The sequence below is a fragment of the Kribbella albertanoniae genome (assembly GCF_004348455.1).
GTDB lineage: Bacteria > Actinomycetota > Actinomycetes > Propionibacteriales > Kribbellaceae > Kribbella > Kribbella albertanoniae.
Map to the genome: position 1 here is coordinate 1 of NZ_SMKA01000236.1, position 15,382 is coordinate 15,382.

Consider the following 15,382-nt stretch of genomic DNA (forward strand, 5'->3'; position numbering starts at 1 on the left):
GACCGCGCGTCGCCAACGACACGCTCACCACCACAGCTGATCCACGAAGCCACGAGGCGCCCGACCGGGAACAACCCAGCCGGGCGCCTCACCCTTGCCTCTTGACAGCAGGTCACTCCATATCAGTTGGCGGGTGGCGGCTCGGTCGTAGGTGGTGGATTGCCAGGTGATGCGGCCGGCGGTGCATTGGGCGTTGTCGGTGCGGATGGGCCAGAGGTCGATGTCGAGGCCTACCTCGTGGCTGCCGTGGCCGGGGATGTCGCCGCCGTGTTCGAAGCCGGCGTCGCCGTACGGGACCTTGCCTTGGGCTGTTGAAGCGAAGGAGCGGGCGGCCTGCTCGAGTTGCGCAACCGCGGCTGAGGTGGCCCAGTTGGCGGCTGTGCCGTTGCCGTCGGGGTCCTGGTCGCAGAGGTTGGCGGTGAAGTCGGGGTAGTCGTAGTGCCAGGCGAGGTTGCGCCAGGTGATCGGGCCGACGATGCCGTCCGAGCCGATCCCGGCGTGCGTCTGGAAGGCGGCGACTGCGTCGCGGACCGCCGTACTGAAGATGCCGTCGACGGGGAGGCTGAGGCGGCGCTTGGCGTTCAGCTCGATCTGGAGGGCTTTGACGGCGGCGTTGTTGTCGCCGGAGCGGATGGTGGGCGCGAGCGCGGCCCAGGTCTGCGGGCCGACGATGCCGTCGGCGCCAAGGCCCTTGGCGGTCTGGAAGGCCTTGGCCGCATCGACTGTTGAGGGGCCGAAGACGCCGTCGGCCGGGGCGGCCTGGCCGTGGTGCTGCAGCAGGTACTGGATCGCCAGTACGTCGGCGCCGCGGTTGCCGCTGCTCTGAGTCGGGAAGAAGGCGTTCGCGTACGCGCTGGCGCTGGTCGGAACGAGGGCGAGGGTCAGAGCGAGGAGTACGACCAGGAGACGTCGCATGGGTGATCCTCCGGGGCGGGAGAGGGAACTAACTTACGGTCCCTCGCCACAATCCGGCATCGATTACCGTCAGCGCAAGGCCCTACTCGAAAGGCGACGGATCGCCGGCACCCACCCGGACCACCTCGGGGAAGTCCTCGGACAGGTCGATCACCGTGGTCGGCTCGATCCCGGTCTCGCCGTCGACGACACCGTCGACCTGATTGTCGAGCTCTTCCTTGATCTCCCAGCCCTGGGTCATCGGCTCCTCGCGCCCGGGCAGCAGCAGCGTGCTCGACAGCATCGGTTCGCCGAGCTCCTCGAGGAGCGCCTGGGTGACCACGTGATCGGGGATCCGGACGCCGACCGTCTTCTTCTTGGGGTGCAGCAGCCGCTTCGGAACTTCCTTGGTGGCCGGCAGGATGAACGTGTAACTGCCCGGGGTCGCCGCCTTGATCGAGCGGAAGACGGCGTTGTTGATGTGCACGAACTGCCCGAGCTGGGCGAAGTTCTGGCACATCAACGTGAAGTGGTGCTTGTCGTCCAACTGCCGGATGGATCTGATCCGGTCGATCCCGTCCCGGTTGCCCAGCGCACAGCCGAGGGCGAAACCTGAGTCGGTCGGATAGGCGATCAGCCCGCCGCCGCGAACCATCTCGACGACCTGACCGACCGCACGCTTCTGAGGATTCTCCGGATGCACATCGAAATACCTGGCCACCTGCCGAGCCTACCGCCGCTCGCGCGCTGCGTGAGCCACCCGTTCGATCCCTTCGCGCAGCGTCGCCTCAGGCAGCATTAACGGGATCCGCGTGTGATCGTCGGCCGCCCCGAAGACAGCGCCGGGCAGCAGGGCGACGCCGTACCGGGAAACGAGCTGGCTCCACTGGGTCGCAGTTCGGTCCGGCAGGCGGACCCAGAGCGACGCGCCCGCGCGCGGTTCATGCCAGGTCCACTCAGGCAGGTGTTGCTGGAGGAGACCGGTCAGCACGCGCAGCTGCACAGGCAGTGTTGTACGGCGTTCTGCCACCGCGTCCTCGTAGTGATCGAAGAGCCGCCGGGCCACCTCTTGAGCGACTAGCGAGCTGCCCAGATCGCTGATGCCCCGGACCTGCGCGAGCCGACCGACCGTCTGCGGAGCACCGCGGATCCAGCCGAGCCGCAAACCGCCCCAGAACAGCTTGCTCATCGAGCCGACCGTGACCAGGCGATCGTGTGTCCCCAACGTCGAGTCGGTGGGCGCGAGCGACGTACCGGCGAGTGAAGTGTCGTCGACCAGCACGAACTCGTACCTGTCCAGGAGCCGTCGTAGGCGTCGGCGGCGGTCGGCGGACATCACGACACCGGTCGGGTTGTGCCCTGGGGACTGCACGTAGACCAGCCGCGGCGCCTCGGCGACCAGCAGCTTCTCCAGCGCGTCTACGTCGAGACCGTCACCGTCCATCGGGACCGTCCGCAGTCTGCTGCCGGTGCGCGCGAAGGCGTCCAACGCTCCCCGGTACGTCGGTTCCTCGACGATCACGCGGTCGCCCGGCTGCAGGCAGCCCCGCGCCACGAGTTCCAGCGCCTGCTGGGCTCCTGACGTGATCAGGATGTCGTCGGGCGCGGTCGAACCGCCGTACCAGCGGGCGATCCGCTCGCGCAGCGAGGGCAGACCCTTGAGGTGGTAGCCGTGATGGGTGGTCGTCAGTTGCAGGTAGTCGTCCCGCGTCAGACTCGCGGCCACGTCGGCAACGATCCCAAGACTCGGCAGCGCGGCCGTCATGAAGTCGATCGCGGGCGTCCCATCGAGGAACTGACTGGACGCGTGATCCCCAGCGAGCTCCCAGCTCGACACGGTATGCCGGGCATGCGTCCGCACCCTGGTCCCGCTGCCTCGCCGCCGCTCGAGCCGGCCGCTGGTCTGCAGTTCCTGGTACGCCGCGACGACCGTCGTCCGGCTCACCGTGAGGGCCACGGCGAGCGCCCGTTCGGGCGGCAGGAGCGCGCCGGGTGGCAGTTCACCCCGATCGATCAGCTCGGCCAGGCTCTCGCTCAACCGCCGGTAGAGCGGACCTGTCGGCGTACCGGTCCCTACCAGCATCCGGGTCAGCTGCTCGGTGGTGATCCTGTCCATTCGAGTCCAATTTCGGCGATGTGGCTCTGGAGATCATCGCACCGGCCGGGTCAGGGTTGACCCCATGAGCGTCACCTATCAGTTCGAGTACGCCGAACGGCTGCGCTGCGCGTTCATCGGCGCCGGCGGGCACTCGTACCGCAACGTCTACCCGGCCTTCCAGTACGCACCGGTCGACCTCGTCGCGATCTGCGATGTCGACCTCGACCGCGCCCAGACCTATGCGCGCGGGTTCGGCGCACCGGCGGCGTACGCCGATCATCACGCGATGCTGGCTGCCGAACGACCCGACGCGGTCTTCATCGTCACGTCGTACACAGACAGCGGTGACGTGCAGGCGACAGCCTTGGCCGAGGACTGTCTGCGGGCCGGAGCGCATGTGTGGATGGAGAAACCGACGGCGGCCGGGCTCGCGCAACTCGACCGCCTGCAGGCCGTCGCCGACGAGACCGGGCTGACCGTGATGACCGGGCTGAAGAAGATCTTCACCCCGGCGATCGAGAAGGTGGCCGCGATCCTGAGGGATCCTTCGTTTGGGCCGGTCAGTTCGATCGCGGTGCGTTATCCACAGGCGTTGCCGGCACCGGCCGATCGGTCCGACGACGTCGCGATGATCGGCTTCCTCGACCACATCTTCCATCCGGCCGCGATCCTCACCTACCTGATGGGCCCGGTACGGCGGCTCAGTTACGAATGGGAGCCGCGGACGGGGGCCTCGGTGTCCAGCTTGCTGTTCGAATCCGGCGCGATCGGCTCTCTGCACCTCGCGGCCGGCTCGGCACCCGGCGCTCCGCTGGAGCGGGTCGAGGTGATCGGAGACGGCGCCCATGTCGTCGTGGACAACGGCGTGCGGCTGACTTACTACCGGCGTGGAGTCGAGTTGCCGTACGGGCGATCGGCGTCGTTCATCGCCGGTGACGAGGTCGCGCCGTTGTACTGGGAGCCGGAGTTCTCGCTCGGGCAGCTCTACAACAAGAACCTGTTCTACCTCGGTTATGTCCCCGAAGTCGTGCACTTCTGCGAGAGCGTGCTGGCCGGAAAGCCAGTAGAGAAAGGGACCTTGGCCGATGTCCGGATGATTCTCGACCTGTACGAAAGGTACCGATGATGATCGAGGAACAGCCGTGGGGACGGCTGGAGTGGATGGTGTCCGGTGCCTTGGGCAACTCCACGACCATGACGGTCGGGCGCTGCTATATCCGACCGGGTGAGCAGAATCCGCGCCACTATCACCCGAACTGCGACGAGGTTCTGCATGTCCTGCAAGGGACGATCGAGCACAGCGTCGACGACGAACGCGTCCGGATGGGGCCGGGCGACACGATCAGCATCCCGGCCGGTCGCGTCCACAACGCGCGCAATCTGGGTGCGGACGAGGCGATCTTCGTGATCGCGTTCTCGAGTCCGGAGCGGCAGGTCGTGGGCGAGTGACCTACTTCGCCAGGCCGACCGCGGTCGCGGTGACCACGAGATTCTCTTCGTAGCCACCGTTCTTGGCATCGTAGGCGCCCGTGCAGGTGATCAGGACGAGCCGATGATCGCCCGTCTGGTCGAAGGCACCGCTGCGGGTGGCCAAGGCGTCCTTCGGGACGGACATCTTCGAGACAATCCGGTACGTCGCACTTCGGCCGGCAGCACGCAGTACGACGTACTCGCCGGGCTCGGCTTTCCGCAGGCGCGCGAAGAATCCGAGGCCCTCGGTCTTCGTGTCGACGTGACCGGCCAGAACGATCGAGCCAAAGGGGTCACCGGCCTCGGCGCCGCCGTCCCACCAGCCGACGCGTTGCGCACCGGACGGCACCTGCAACTGGCCGTTGACCGTGCCAGCGGGGAGGACGGGTGCGTCGGCACCGCCGGGCAGCACCACCTCGGTCGGCACGAACCGGATGCGCTGGCTGGGCGCCGGCGTACCGATGCGGCCGGGTGAAACCGTGCCCGTGATGGCCGTGTCGAAAGGGGTGGACGACGGCGCTGCGCCGTCCACCCCGGTGCTCGGCACGGCTCCGTCCAACTGCGCGGCGCACCCCACCAAGCCCACGCAGCAGCACAGCAGCAGTCCGAACAGCAGCCTCCTCAGCGGCGTTTCACCCTTCTGACAGTGATTGCCGTGCCCAGGAGAAGCAGAAGCGCGATCCCGGCCAGCGTTGCGGTCTGGTCGGGGCCGGCTCCGGTGTTGACGACCTTGGGCTTCGGGGTTCCGGCCGGGCCGAGTTTGATCGTGCCGACCGCGACCGTCATCGTCTTCTGGCTCGGTGCGCCGACCGCGAAAACCCGGGTCAGATATCCTGCCTTCACCGGCAAATCCACCGGACCGAGAACAACAGGTGACTTCGCACCGGCAGGCACGATGTCGACACGGTAAGTGGCCGCCGGGACGACTACGTCGAGTGATTCCCCGTTCGCGACATTCGCGAACAGGACCTGACCGTTCACCCGGATATCGGCCGGCCCGACCGCGGCCGTGTGCGCGACCCGGACCGCCGCTTTATCGGCCGCGACCGCAGTCAGCTTGTTCGTGTACGACGTGATCACCGGAGCGCCGCCCGGCGAGGCCGGCTGGTGGATCACCACGTCCAGACTGCCGCCGGAAGCGACCGTCACCTGACGCTCGATGACGACCTTTCCGCCTTGTTTTGCAGTGATTGTGCGCTGCCCGGCCGAGACGCCGAGCGGGCCGATCAGTTTGGCGGCCGGCACCTTGGTGGCTACTTCACGACCGTCGATGCTGATGTCGAGCGTCCGCCCGGGCAGGCCCTGGACGATGTAGAGATTGCCTCCGGCGGCTCCCTGCGCCGGTATCGCGAAGACGGCCGGAGCCGCCACGACAGCGATCACCAGAATTACCGGACCTGGCATTCTCGAAAATACCGATCGAAGATGCCCGAACACGCTACGTTTCTGCATTTGCCCCCCTGAAATACGTGCGTTTGAATTACCCCCACCTTTGCCGGACTCGGCGAATTGCGGCGTATCGTAAGCGCAAACCGATCCGGCCGCCAGAGGCAGCGGGCCGCACCGGATCCGTTTCTTGGGGGCGATGAGTGATGGCACATCGCAGGCGGGTGCTGATGGTGGCTGCGCTGCTCCTGGCGCTCGGTGGCTGTTCCGGCGATCCCGATCCCGTGGCGCCCACTCCGGGGACCGGCGATACCGAGGCCATCCAGCCGCCCGGCCAGTCGGAATCGCCCGAGACGCCGGGTCCGGGCGTCACCGCGCCGGGCATCCGGCTGACCGCCGTACCGCGGGCCGACGGGTCGTTCGACATGGTCGAGGAGGTGATGCTGCTGGCGGCGGTCGACGTACTGCAACTGCAGGTTCCTACCTCCGGGGAGCAGTTGCCTGGGTTGATGACGAAGACGGCTCCGCGGGCGTCCGATCTGCAGTTGCTGGCCGATGATCAACTGGTGCCGCTCGACGTGACCACGGTGGAGACCACTCGGGATCTGCCGCTGATTTCGGCCGCCAAGAAGCTCAGGTTGACGTATCGGTTGACCGGTACGACGGTTCGCCGTACACCGCAGCGGCCGGAGCGCGCCGCGGCTGCGTTGCGCCCGCTGATCGCACCCGCCGAGCCCACCTTGCCCACAACGGTTTCGGTGTCCGGCGGACTGCTGAATGCCGTTTGCCCGTTGCTTCCGGAGACCCGTTGCGCGGTCGGCGATCCGCCGGCGCTGACGATCCAGCCGGACATTCCGGTCGCCAACGCACTGGTGGTGATCCAGTTCGACCTGCCCTGATGCAGTTTTGTCCGAAGGGCCGCTTACTGTGAGTTCATGGCGGAGGAACGGATCGCATTGGGGACCGCGCGAGCGCGGTGGGTGCTGGCGGCCACGGCACTCGGGTCGGGGATGGCATTCCTCGACGGCACGGTGGTCAACGTCGCGCTGCCCGCGATGGGCGAGGACCTCGGCGCCGATATGGCCGGTCTGCAATGGATCGTCAACGGCTACATGCTGATGCTGGCGTCGCTGATCCTGCTCAGCGGCTCGCTCGGCGACCGGCTCGGCCGACGCCGGATGTATGTGATCGGCGTTGCCTGGTTCGCGGTGGCCTCGGTGATCTGCACGATCGCACCGAATCTCGAGGTGATGATCGCCGGGCGGGTGCTGCAAGGCATCGGCGGCGCGCTGCTCACGCCGGGCAGTCTCGCGATCCTGCAGACGACGTTCGCGCCAGGCGATCGCGGCAAGGCAGTCGGGACCTGGTCCGGGCTCACCTCGGTCGCTGCGGCGATCGGGCCGTTCGTCGGCGGGACCTTGGTGGACAGCGGTTCCTGGCGGTTGATCTTCCTGATCAACGCACCGATCGCGCTCCTCACCATCCTGGTCACGCTGAAACATGTGCCGGAGACACGGGACGAGACGATGGCCGGCAAGCTCGACCTCGGCGGCGCATGCCTGGCCACGATCGGCTTGGCCGGCTTCACGTTCGGACTGATTCAGGCAGGTGAGAGCGGCTTCGGCAATGCGCCGGTGATCGCCAGTCTGGTGGTCGGGCTGATTGCTTTCGGCGTCTTCGTCGAGGTCGAGCGGCGCAGTTCGCATCCGATGCTGCCACCGGGCATCTTCGCCAACCGCCGCTTCACCGGGGCGAACCTGGTGACCGTGGTGGTTTACGGCGCCCTCGGTACGGCGACGTTCCTGGTAGTCGTCTACTTCCAGACAGCACTTGGGTACGCCGCAATCTGGGCCGGGGCGTCGTTGCTACCGATGACCGCGTTGATGTTCTTCCTGTCTGGGTGGGCAGGTGGACTGGCCGAGAAGATCGGGGCCCGAATACCGATGACGGTGGGGCCGTTGCTGATGGCAGGCGGGTTCCTGCTGATGCTGCGGATCTCACCTGGTGCGCAGTACGTCACCGACGTGCTGCCGGCGGTCGTCGTACTGGGTCTTGGATTGGTTGCGACAGTGGCGCCATTGACGGCGACCGTGTTGTCGTCGGTCGAGGACCATCACGCGGGGATTGCCTCTGGGGTGAACAACGCGATTGCCCGGTCCGCGCAACTGATGGCCGTCGCCGCGATTCCGATGGCGGCGGGGATCACCGGGGAGTCGTACCGGGATCCTGTTGCCTTTAGCAACAGCTTTCACCGGGCGTTGATCATCTCGGCCGTGCTCGCCGCTGCCGGGGCCGTGATCGCGTGGACCACGCTCGGAGACGGGACCAGGCGCCGTACGGTGCAGGTCCTGCATCATCGGCACTGCGCGCTGGACGCACCGCCGTACAGGGAGGTCGCGCGCTGACCGCTGGCCGACATGTCGACAAACCCGGATCTTTTTGACACGGTCGTGCGATATGCTCGCCGGTAAGCGATCTGGGGAGGTACGGGGTGAACGTGTGGTGGCGGGCGGCATTCGGAGCCGCGGCGATGGGGTTCGCACTGGGGTGCTCGATCACGGTCTCCGAGGCGGTGAACAACCGGTATGTGCCTGCAGTGGTGTGTGCGGTGGTCGCCATCCTGCTGATCCGGCCGTTCCGGCGGCGCCAGGAGCTGGGACTACGGAACGCGGCGCGCGGGTTGCTCACTGGGCTGCTGGTGACGGGCGGCAGCGCGGCCGTCGTGCTCGGCGCGGGCACCCTCGCCGGGTGGATCAGCTGGGGGCGGTTCGACCTGCATCGCGTGCTGCTGTTCCTGCTGACGAACACGATCATCGCGCTGCTGCTCGAGGCTCTGCCGGAGGAGATCAGTCTGCGTGGTCACACGTGGAGTGCGCTGCGACCGCGGTACCGCGGTCTGCTGGCTGCGATCGGGACCACGGCGTTGTTCCTGCTCGTGCCGGGGATCTCGTCGGCCGTGCAGCTCATTCTCGGGACCATCTTCGAACAGAACACCCAGGAGCTGAGTTTCGCGCCCCCGGGCGAGGACCTCGTGTCGTACCTGTTCCTGCTGACGATCTTCGGGTTCACGCTCATCGCCGCCCGCGTGGCCACCGGTTCACTGTGGGCCAGTGTCGCAACGCATCTGACCTTCCTCACGGTGAACCGGCTGACCATCGACGGCGCCAAGCGTGACGCCGGTTGGTCGGCGAGCGTGATCAACCAGGACGTGCTGCTGCTCGTCCCGGCGTACCTGGTGCTCGCCGCCCTCGTCTACTACGTGCAGTTCTTGATCTCCCGGCCCCAGTTGTCCTTGGCCACGTCGTTGCCCCAATGAGCCAGGGCGAAGGCCGAGACATACTGGTTGGCCGGGCCGATGTCTAGATCGGTCTTCAGCCACCAGTGGTTGAAGGACGTGCCGACCCGGACCTCAGGGCCCCACACGCGGCAGTAGACGTAACTCGTGCCCTTCTTCAGCGTGCCCGTCGACGGGTTGACGCCAGGAGAGGCGTAACCGGGCGCGTCCTGGAACGTGTCCACCCAGAATTTGGTTGCGACGGGACCGCTGCAGTTCTCGCTCGTCTCGTAGTACGTGAAGTACTCCCACTTCCGCGGGACCACGACGCCGCGGAACTTGGGCTGCAGGACGGTGCCGTTCAGCTTCTGCTCGTAGTGCAGATGCGATCCGCTGGAGTTGGTGCCGGTGTTGCCGACGGTGCCGATCTGGGTGCCTACGGCAACCCTGGCGCCGACCGCGACGGTCCGGGTGTCGAGGTGCAGGTAGCGGGTCTGCCAGCCGTTGTCTCCGTGGTTGATGACCACCATGTTTCCGGCGTCCGTCACGTAGCCCGAGAAGGTGACCGTTCCCTCAGCCGAGGCCAGCGTCGGCGCACCATGGGTCCGGCCGGACCTGTTGATCAGGTCAAGCTTCTCCGGCGGGTTGTGTCCGCTGTGCGTGGACATCGTCCAGGTCTCGCCGCACGGGACCGGCATCTGGAAGAACGGTTCCTCGACGGCGGAGGCCGACGTCGGAGCGGCGTACAGGCCGGCGGCGACCAGAACCGCCAGCGTGGCCAGACGGATGAGCTTCATGAGGCGGGCCTTTCATCGGGTCCGCCCACCGTAGATCCGCCGTACCCGGTGATGCAGTCCTTTCGAGCCTGGCCGAACAGTTAGCGCCGCGCGCGGTAGTGGGCACGAACGTCAGCCGGCAGCCGCTCGATCGCGTAGCGCAGCATCGTCCGCGGCATCGCCGGTGCGTGCTCGTCGAGGAAGACCCGGAGCTCCTCCTCGGACACGCGTTTGCCCGCCTCGCGCAGCATCCAGCCCGCCGCCTTGTGGATCAGGTCCTCACGGTCGTCGAAGACTTCGGGCGCCAGGTGGTAGATGTCCTCGCTCTCACCGCGTCTGATGAACCAGTGGGTCGCGACCAGGGCGATCCGGCGCTCCCAGAGCGACTCCGAGTGGACGAGAGTGGTCAGGACGTCACGTGACTTGTCGATCAGATGGCCGCCGACGATCTCTGAGGCGCTGCAGTCGACCAGATCCCAGTTGTTGATGTACGCCGTACTGCGGAGGTAGAGATCGTAGATCTCTGGTCGCTCGTTGCCCTTGCCCTTGGCGGCTCGGTCGGCGAGCAGGCAGAGGATGGCCAGCCGGTGCTCGTGGATCGGGCTGGTCAGGGCTTGCTCGAGCTCATCGAGCGGGACCGCAGCTCGGAGATACGGCTTGAGCAATCCGCGGATCGTCGAGAGCTTCACGCCCACCATCTGATCGCCGTACCCGTAGCCGCCGGGCTGGAGCTGGAAGTAGCGCTCGAGGACCTCAGCCACCTGGGGATCCGCGGCGTCGTCAATCTCGGCCAGCAGGGTGGCCGCGGTCAGAGCTGCTGCGGTCATATCAGCATGCCGCCACTGGCCCGGAGGTTCTGGCCGGTGATCCAGCGGCTGTCCGGGCCGGCCAGGAAACCGACGACGTCGGCGATATCGGCCGGCTGACCGACCCTGGCCAGGGCGGTCACGCTGATCAGCATCTCCTGGACCTCGGCCGGGTTGTTGTCGTAGAACATCTCGGTCGCGGTCGCTCCCGGCGAGACCGAGTTGACGGTGATCCCGCGGGCGCCGTACTCGCGGGCGGCGATCTTCACGAACTGCTCCAGCCCGGCTTTGCTGGCGGCGTACAGCGCGACGGTCGGGACCGGCATCGCCGTGTTGAGCGTCGAGAGCGCGATGATCCGACCGCCGTCGGGCAGCACTTGAGCCGCCCGCTGGATCGCGAAGAACGGGCCGCGCAGGTTGGTCGCGAACAGTTCGTCGTACATGGACTCGGTGACATCCGCGATCGGCGCGATGGTCGCCAGCGCCGCGTTGCAGACGAAGATGTCGAGCGTGCCGGTCGGCTCGGCCGCGCGCTCGAACAGCTCGGGCACCGCGGACACGTCGGCCTGGTCGGACTGCACCGCGATCGCCTGACCACCGGCCGCCTTCACCTCGGCGACCACATCGGCCGCTTTGGCTTCACTGTTCAAATACGTGAAGGTGACGACAGCGCCGTCCGCCGCCAGCCGCCGTACGATCGCTGCACCGATCCCTCGCGAGCCACCGGTGACGAGAGCTGCCTTGCCGTCGAGTACGCCCATATCGATCCTTCCGCCGAAGTGCTCTTTGTCTACCATCCGGCGGGGACAGTCCGCATCGTCGTTGTAACGCTTGACTTTTGGTAGCGCTTACAACGGGGAGGTCACGCTCCGGGTTTATCCATCGAGCAGGCGTTGTGACGTTAAGCCGTGGGGGCATACGGTTGCCCCAGGGCAGTACAACCCGCCAGGACGGACCGGCGGCGCAGGACTACCCGGGGGAGAGACCGGCGTGACAAGCCAGCCTGAGCCGCGGGACGGCGAAATGATCAGAACGACGTTCGACGCGGTCACCGAAGAGCTGGAGCCGGGCGTGCTGCTCGTGCGCCTGTCCGGCGAGCTCGACATCGCCACCACCGACTTCGCCTCCGAATCGATCCGGGCCGCCGTCGCTCCACCGGCGCGACTGGTGCTGATCGACGTTTCGGCCGTCACCTTCCTCAGCTCGGCCGGCCTCGGGAACCTGGTCGAGGCCCGCACCCTGGCCGGCCGGCACAACATCACCCTGGCCCTGGTCGGCGTCGGCCGTCCGGTCGATCGCCCACTCGCGATCACCGGTCTGGGTGGCCAGTTCCGCATCTTCGCCTCGGCGTCCGAAGCGCTCGCCGAGCTCTGAGTTCCACGGGTTGCCGGTGGCAACACCGGCTTCCGGCGTACCGCATCACTGTCTGGAACGTTAGGTGCGGTAGCGTCCGGTATCCCCGAAGAAGGAATGGCATGGGTGACTTAGCCAAGATCGTGATCGTCGTACCGACCTACAACGAGCGGGAGAACCTGCCCGTCCTGGCCGGGCTGCTGTCCGACCTGAATCTGCCCGGGCTCGAACTGCTGGTCGTCGACGACAACTCCCCCGACGGTACGGGTGACGTCGCCGACGAACTGGCGAAGGAATCGCCGGACAAGATCGGCGTACTGCACCGCACCACCAAGGACGGCCTCGGGCGCGCGTACATCGCCGGGATCACCCGCGCGCTGAACGAAGGCGCCGACATCGTCATCCAGATGGACGCGGACCTGTCGCACCCCGCGTCGGTCATCCCGTTGATGGTGGAGACCCTGCGGACCACCGACGCCGGCCTCGTGATCGGCTCCCGGTACGTCGAGGGCGGCTCCGCGGCGGCCGAGTGGGGCTGGCATCGCCGGGCGCTCTCGGCCTGGGCCAACTTCTACGTGAACGCACTGCTGCGGCTGCACGTGAAGGACGCCACCGCCGGCTTCAAGGCCTGGAAGGCCGACACCCTGCGCTGGATCGACGTCGCCTCGATCGAGAGCAACGGCTACTCGTTCCAGGTCGAGATGAACTACCGCACGGTGAAGCGCGGCCTGCGGATCGCCGAGGTCCCGATCCACTTCGAGGAGCGCACCGAGGGTGTCTCCAAGATGAGCCTGCGGGTCCAGCTCGAGTCGGCCCTGATGCCCTGGAAGCTGCTCTTCAGCCGCTCCTAGGCTCTTTGCGTCCACCGCCGTACGGTTCACGCCGTACGGCGGTTTCGGCGTGCCCTCAGCCGTAGCCGAGCTCGTGCAGCCGGGCGTCGTCGATCCCGAAGTGGTGCGCGATCTCGTGCACCACCGTGATGTTCACCTCATCGACGACGTCCTCGACGGTCTCGCACATCCGCAGCGTCGGATTCCGGTAGATCGTGATCCGGTCCGGCAGCACCCCGCCGTAGTAGTGCCCGCGCTCCGTCAACGGGATCCCCTCGTAGATCCCGAGCAGCTCGGGACCGCCCGCCGGCGGATCGTCCTCCACGAAGATCGCCACATTGTCGATCAACGCCGCCAGTTCCCCCGGCACCTCGTCCAGCGCCTCAGCCACCAGCACCTCGAAGTCCGCCCGAGTCATCTCGATCACACTGCCAGCGTACGGACTACAACCAGCCCTGCCGTGACGCCTGCACGCCGAGCTGGAACCGCGTCTGCGCGCCAAGGGCTTCCTGAAGGCGTCCGATCCGGCGCGCGATCGTCCGTTCGCTGACCCCGAACTCCCGCGCGATCGACTCGTCGGTGAGCCCGGCGCTCAGGTAGGTCAGCAGCCGCTTGATCTCCAGACTCGGTCCGGCCTCGACGTCGTTCAGCTCGGTGCTGTTGGTGATCGGTACGGCGATCCGCCAGAGCGCGTCGAAGATTCCCTCGAGCCCTCCGAGCAGCGCCGACTCGTGGACCACCATCGCCACGAACTCCGGGCCCGCCTGGGTGTGCTGCGAGCGGGCTGCGACCAGGGCCCAGCGATGGTCGACCAGGGTCAGGTTGAGCGGTACGCGAGGGAACACGCGGGCCTGCTCACCCGCGTCGATGCACTCCTGCGCCATGTGGAGCGCGGCCGCGTTCTGCAGTACGTGCGCTCCGTAGATCACGTCGTACCGGACGCCGCGCTTGAGCGCATCGAACAGTCCGGTCACGATCTGCACCTTGCGTGGAGCCATGATCGTGCCCATCGTCATCGCTCGTACATGGTGCTGCGCATCGGTCTGTACCGAGTCGATCACGGACTGTACGGCGTCGTAGGTCGGAAGCAGCTCCAGGTGGTCCTGCTTGCCGGACGCCGCCCGCCAGAGGTCCGTGAGGACCTCGGCGCTCTCTCGGACCAGTGCGGCCCTCTTGGCGTGCTGCTCGGCCAGTGCGTCCAGAGCGAGTCGTGGCGGGCGGACGAGCACGCCGTCGTCGTCGGAGCGCTCCACAAGGCCCAGTGCGACCAGCTCATCGACGTACTGCGGCTGTGGGTGCTCTACAGGGTGCTGCAGCAGTTCCAGGTAGAGGTTCTCCGCCTCCGGCGAGAGGTCTAGTGCGCGGAGCGCGTCCATGCCCCTGTGTACCACCGGCGACAGGTTCCCGCCATGCCGGTTTCTGACACCGCCGGCGTCTCGTAGCGGGGGTGTGACCGGCCAATACTGACCGTGCTCTGTTCCCCTCGCGCTTCAGGAGTCCTCCATGAGAAAACACCTCGTCTGGCCGGTGGTCGCCGTACTGGGCCTCGCCCTCGGCCTCGCCGCGCCTTCCGGCGCCGTGGCTACCGCACCGTCGTCGTCCCCTCTTGCCGCGCAGTTGCCGGCATTGAAGGCGCGTGCGGAGGCTGTCCGGTCACAGCTCGGGTTGGAGCGCAGCTCGGTGCAGGACGCTGCGCTGGCCGCGATCGATCCGACGCAGTACGAGTGCTCGAGCGCACCGGCGCCCGTACTGTCCGCCGTACTACCCGATACGACGAGCTGGACGGCCGATCAGCGTCTGGCTGCCACCTTGGTGCTGCTGTTCGACCTGCCCATGGTTGACGCGGTCTACCTGCCACAGAGCGGCCCGTTCACCTACGGCTCGGCGGGTACCTTCACCGCACAGGTCGACCGCGCGGACCGCAGCCTGCGGACGTTCTGGGACATCCCCTCTGCCGGCATCGAGCTGGTCCCCGCCCACGGCCACACTCTCCTCAACCCGGCCCGGAGCGCCCGCGCCCTGACCGCGCTGTACGGCGTTGACCCGGTCACGGCTCAGGCCATCGGCGAACTGATCGCCGACCAGCTGAACACCCCGGCCCTCGGCTACGGCGACCTGCCGGTGTTCACCTTCAACGCCTACGCGGCCTCGGGTGGCGAGGTCATCCCTGGCTACCCGACGGCGGTGCGCCGCATCGTGCTCGGCGACGGCGTCCTCGACGGCTTCGCCAAGGTCGGTCTCGGCGACGTGGCCCCGCGCGCGATCCTGGCGCATGAATTCGGTCACCAGATCCAGTTCGCCGACGACCTGATGCGCACCGACCTCCCCGCCCCCGAAGCCACCCGGTGGGCCGAACTCATGGCCGACGGCTTCGCGTCGTACTTCCTCACCCACGCCCGCGGCAGCGCCCTCCAGTGGAAGCGCGTCCAGCAGTTCGGCCAGGTCTTCTTCCAGGTAGGCGACTGCGGCTTCACCGCCCCCGGCCACCACGGCAC

18 protein-coding genes are annotated in these 15,382 nt (G+C 67.3%); 8 read left to right on the forward strand and 10 right to left on the reverse strand.

Annotated elements, in window-relative coordinates; genetic code table 11:
* Positions 1 to 24 precede the first annotated feature (24 nt).
* The 3 genes from E1261_RS34570 to E1261_RS34580 form a co-directional block, all read right to left on the reverse strand.
* Entirely contained in the window at positions 25 to 915 is an 891-nt protein-coding gene (locus tag E1261_RS34570) for a peptidoglycan-binding domain-containing protein (protein WP_132413922.1), read from the reverse strand.
* A gap of 82 nt (positions 916 to 997) precedes the next feature.
* Complete coding sequence (locus tag E1261_RS34575) at positions 998 to 1,615, reverse strand: L-threonylcarbamoyladenylate synthase (RefSeq protein WP_132413923.1); 618 nt, start codon at positions 1,613 to 1,615, stop codon at positions 998 to 1,000.
* A 9-nt stretch (positions 1,616 to 1,624) separates the two neighbouring features.
* Positions 1,625 to 3,010 carry an aminotransferase-like domain-containing protein gene (locus E1261_RS34580; protein ID WP_132413924.1) on the reverse strand — a complete coding sequence of 462 codons (1,386 nt, stop codon included), beginning with the start codon at positions 3,008 to 3,010 and terminating at the stop codon, positions 1,625 to 1,627.
* Positions 3,011 to 3,074: 64 nt separating this feature from the next.
* Here E1261_RS34580 and E1261_RS34585 point away from each other — a divergent pair, with 64 nt between their 5' ends.
* Both E1261_RS34585 and E1261_RS34590 read left to right on the forward strand, forming a co-directional pair.
* The gene (locus E1261_RS34585; RefSeq protein ID WP_132413925.1) at positions 3,075 to 4,118 is read left to right on the forward strand and encodes a Gfo/Idh/MocA family protein; all 1,044 of its coding nucleotides are present in this window, start codon (positions 3,075 to 3,077) and stop codon (positions 4,116 to 4,118) included.
* Positions 4,118 to 4,441: a cupin domain-containing protein gene (locus tag E1261_RS34590; protein WP_238176607.1), complete on the forward strand. Its 324-nt coding sequence runs from the start codon at positions 4,118 to 4,120 to the stop codon at positions 4,439 to 4,441. The genes E1261_RS34585 and E1261_RS34590 overlap by 1 nt, the downstream gene beginning before the upstream one ends.
* A gap of 1 nt (position 4,442) precedes the next feature.
* Here the strand turns inward: E1261_RS34590 and E1261_RS34595 are convergent, their stop codons facing one another.
* Both E1261_RS34595 and E1261_RS34600 read right to left on the reverse strand, forming a co-directional pair.
* The gene (locus E1261_RS34595; protein ID WP_238176608.1) at positions 4,443 to 5,009 is read right to left on the reverse strand and encodes a class F sortase; all 567 of its coding nucleotides are present in this window, start codon (positions 5,007 to 5,009) and stop codon (positions 4,443 to 4,445) included.
* Between the two features lie 74 nt (positions 5,010 to 5,083).
* Complete coding sequence (locus E1261_RS34600; RefSeq protein WP_238176609.1) at positions 5,084 to 5,845, reverse strand: DUF4397 domain-containing protein; 762 nt, start codon at positions 5,843 to 5,845, stop codon at positions 5,084 to 5,086.
* A 209-nt stretch (positions 5,846 to 6,054) separates the two neighbouring features.
* On the opposite strand from E1261_RS34600, the gene E1261_RS34605 reads away from it, so the two are divergent.
* From E1261_RS34605 to E1261_RS34615, 3 genes are all read left to right on the forward strand, one after another.
* Complete coding sequence (locus E1261_RS34605; RefSeq protein WP_132413929.1) at positions 6,055 to 6,747, forward strand: hypothetical protein; 693 nt, start codon at positions 6,055 to 6,057, stop codon at positions 6,745 to 6,747.
* A 36-nt stretch (positions 6,748 to 6,783) separates the two neighbouring features.
* Positions 6,784 to 8,253, forward strand: a complete 1,470-nt coding sequence (locus E1261_RS34610; RefSeq protein WP_132413931.1) for an MFS transporter — start codon at positions 6,784 to 6,786, stop codon at positions 8,251 to 8,253.
* Positions 8,254 to 8,339: 86 nt separating this feature from the next.
* Entirely contained in the window at positions 8,340 to 9,164 is an 825-nt protein-coding gene (locus E1261_RS34615; RefSeq protein WP_132413933.1) for a CPBP family glutamic-type intramembrane protease, read from the forward strand.
* Here the strand turns inward: E1261_RS34615 and E1261_RS34620 are convergent.
* The 3 genes from E1261_RS34620 to E1261_RS34630 form a co-directional block, all read right to left on the reverse strand.
* Positions 9,104 to 9,919 (reverse strand): M23 family metallopeptidase, encoded by an 816-nt coding sequence (locus E1261_RS34620; RefSeq protein ID WP_132413934.1) that lies wholly within the window; start codon positions 9,917 to 9,919, stop codon positions 9,104 to 9,106. The two genes, E1261_RS34615 and E1261_RS34620, sit on opposite strands and share 61 nt — an antisense overlap.
* Positions 9,920 to 9,999: 80 nt before the next feature.
* Positions 10,000 to 10,725: a DNA alkylation repair protein gene (locus E1261_RS34625; RefSeq protein ID WP_132413936.1), complete on the reverse strand. Its 726-nt coding sequence runs from the start codon at positions 10,723 to 10,725 to the stop codon at positions 10,000 to 10,002.
* The gene (locus E1261_RS34630; RefSeq protein WP_132413937.1) at positions 10,722 to 11,465 is read right to left on the reverse strand and encodes an SDR family oxidoreductase; all 744 of its coding nucleotides are present in this window, start codon (positions 11,463 to 11,465) and stop codon (positions 10,722 to 10,724) included. Before E1261_RS34630 ends, E1261_RS34625 begins: the two co-directional genes overlap by 4 nt.
* 229 nt (positions 11,466 to 11,694) lie before the next feature.
* On the opposite strand from E1261_RS34630, the gene E1261_RS34635 reads away from it, so the two are divergent.
* A complete protein-coding gene (locus E1261_RS34635) occupies positions 11,695 to 12,078 on the forward strand; it encodes an STAS domain-containing protein (RefSeq protein WP_132413939.1) in 384 nt (127 codons plus the stop codon).
* A 101-nt stretch (positions 12,079 to 12,179) separates the two neighbouring features.
* A complete protein-coding gene (locus tag E1261_RS34640) occupies positions 12,180 to 12,908 on the forward strand; it encodes a polyprenol monophosphomannose synthase (RefSeq protein WP_132413941.1) in 729 nt (242 codons plus the stop codon).
* Positions 12,909 to 12,963: 55 nt separating this feature from the next.
* On the opposite strand, the gene E1261_RS34645 is transcribed toward E1261_RS34640, so the two are convergent.
* Positions 12,964 to 13,314, reverse strand: coding sequence for a metallopeptidase family protein (locus tag E1261_RS34645; protein ID WP_202875285.1), 351 nt, complete (start codon positions 13,312 to 13,314; stop codon positions 12,964 to 12,966).
* A gap of 16 nt (positions 13,315 to 13,330) precedes the next feature.
* Entirely contained in the window at positions 13,331 to 14,263 is a 933-nt protein-coding gene (locus tag E1261_RS34650) for a helix-turn-helix transcriptional regulator (protein WP_132413943.1), read from the reverse strand.
* Between the two features lie 127 nt (positions 14,264 to 14,390).
* Here E1261_RS34650 and E1261_RS34655 point away from each other — a divergent pair.
* Positions 14,391 to 15,382: hypothetical protein (locus E1261_RS34655; RefSeq protein WP_202875286.1), on the forward strand; the 992-nt coding region annotated here is incomplete at its 3' end.

What these genes read in the sequence shown, in the direction of transcription:
- E1261_RS34610 (WP_132413931.1), top strand. Translation starts at nt 6,784, where the DNA reads ATGGCGGAGGAACGGATCGCATTGGGGACCGCGCGAGCGCGGTGGGTG.
- E1261_RS34590 (WP_238176607.1), top strand. Translation starts at nt 4,118, where the DNA reads ATGATCGAGGAACAGCCGTGGGGACGGCTGGAGTGGATGGTGTCCGGT.
- E1261_RS34585 (WP_132413925.1), top strand. Translation starts at nt 3,075, where the DNA reads ATGAGCGTCACCTATCAGTTCGAGTACGCCGAACGGCTGCGCTGCGCG.
- E1261_RS34605 (WP_132413929.1), top strand. Translation starts at nt 6,055, where the DNA reads ATGGCACATCGCAGGCGGGTGCTGATGGTGGCTGCGCTGCTCCTGGCG.
- E1261_RS34625 (WP_132413936.1), bottom strand. Translation starts at nt 10,725, where the DNA reads ATGACCGCAGCAGCTCTGACCGCGGCCACCCTGCTGGCCGAGATTGAC.
- E1261_RS34570 (WP_132413922.1), bottom strand. Translation starts at nt 915, where the DNA reads ATGCGACGTCTCCTGGTCGTACTCCTCGCTCTGACCCTCGCCCTCGTT.
- E1261_RS34640 (WP_132413941.1), top strand. Translation starts at nt 12,180, where the DNA reads ATGGGTGACTTAGCCAAGATCGTGATCGTCGTACCGACCTACAACGAG.
- E1261_RS34620 (WP_132413934.1), bottom strand. Translation starts at nt 9,919, where the DNA reads ATGAAGCTCATCCGTCTGGCCACGCTGGCGGTTCTGGTCGCCGCCGGC.
- E1261_RS34630 (WP_132413937.1), bottom strand. Translation starts at nt 11,465, where the DNA reads ATGGGCGTACTCGACGGCAAGGCAGCTCTCGTCACCGGTGGCTCGCGA.
- E1261_RS34580 (WP_132413924.1), bottom strand. Translation starts at nt 3,010, where the DNA reads ATGGACAGGATCACCACCGAGCAGCTGACCCGGATGCTGGTAGGGACC.
- E1261_RS34650 (WP_132413943.1), bottom strand. Translation starts at nt 14,263, where the DNA reads ATGGACGCGCTCCGCGCACTAGACCTCTCGCCGGAGGCGGAGAACCTC.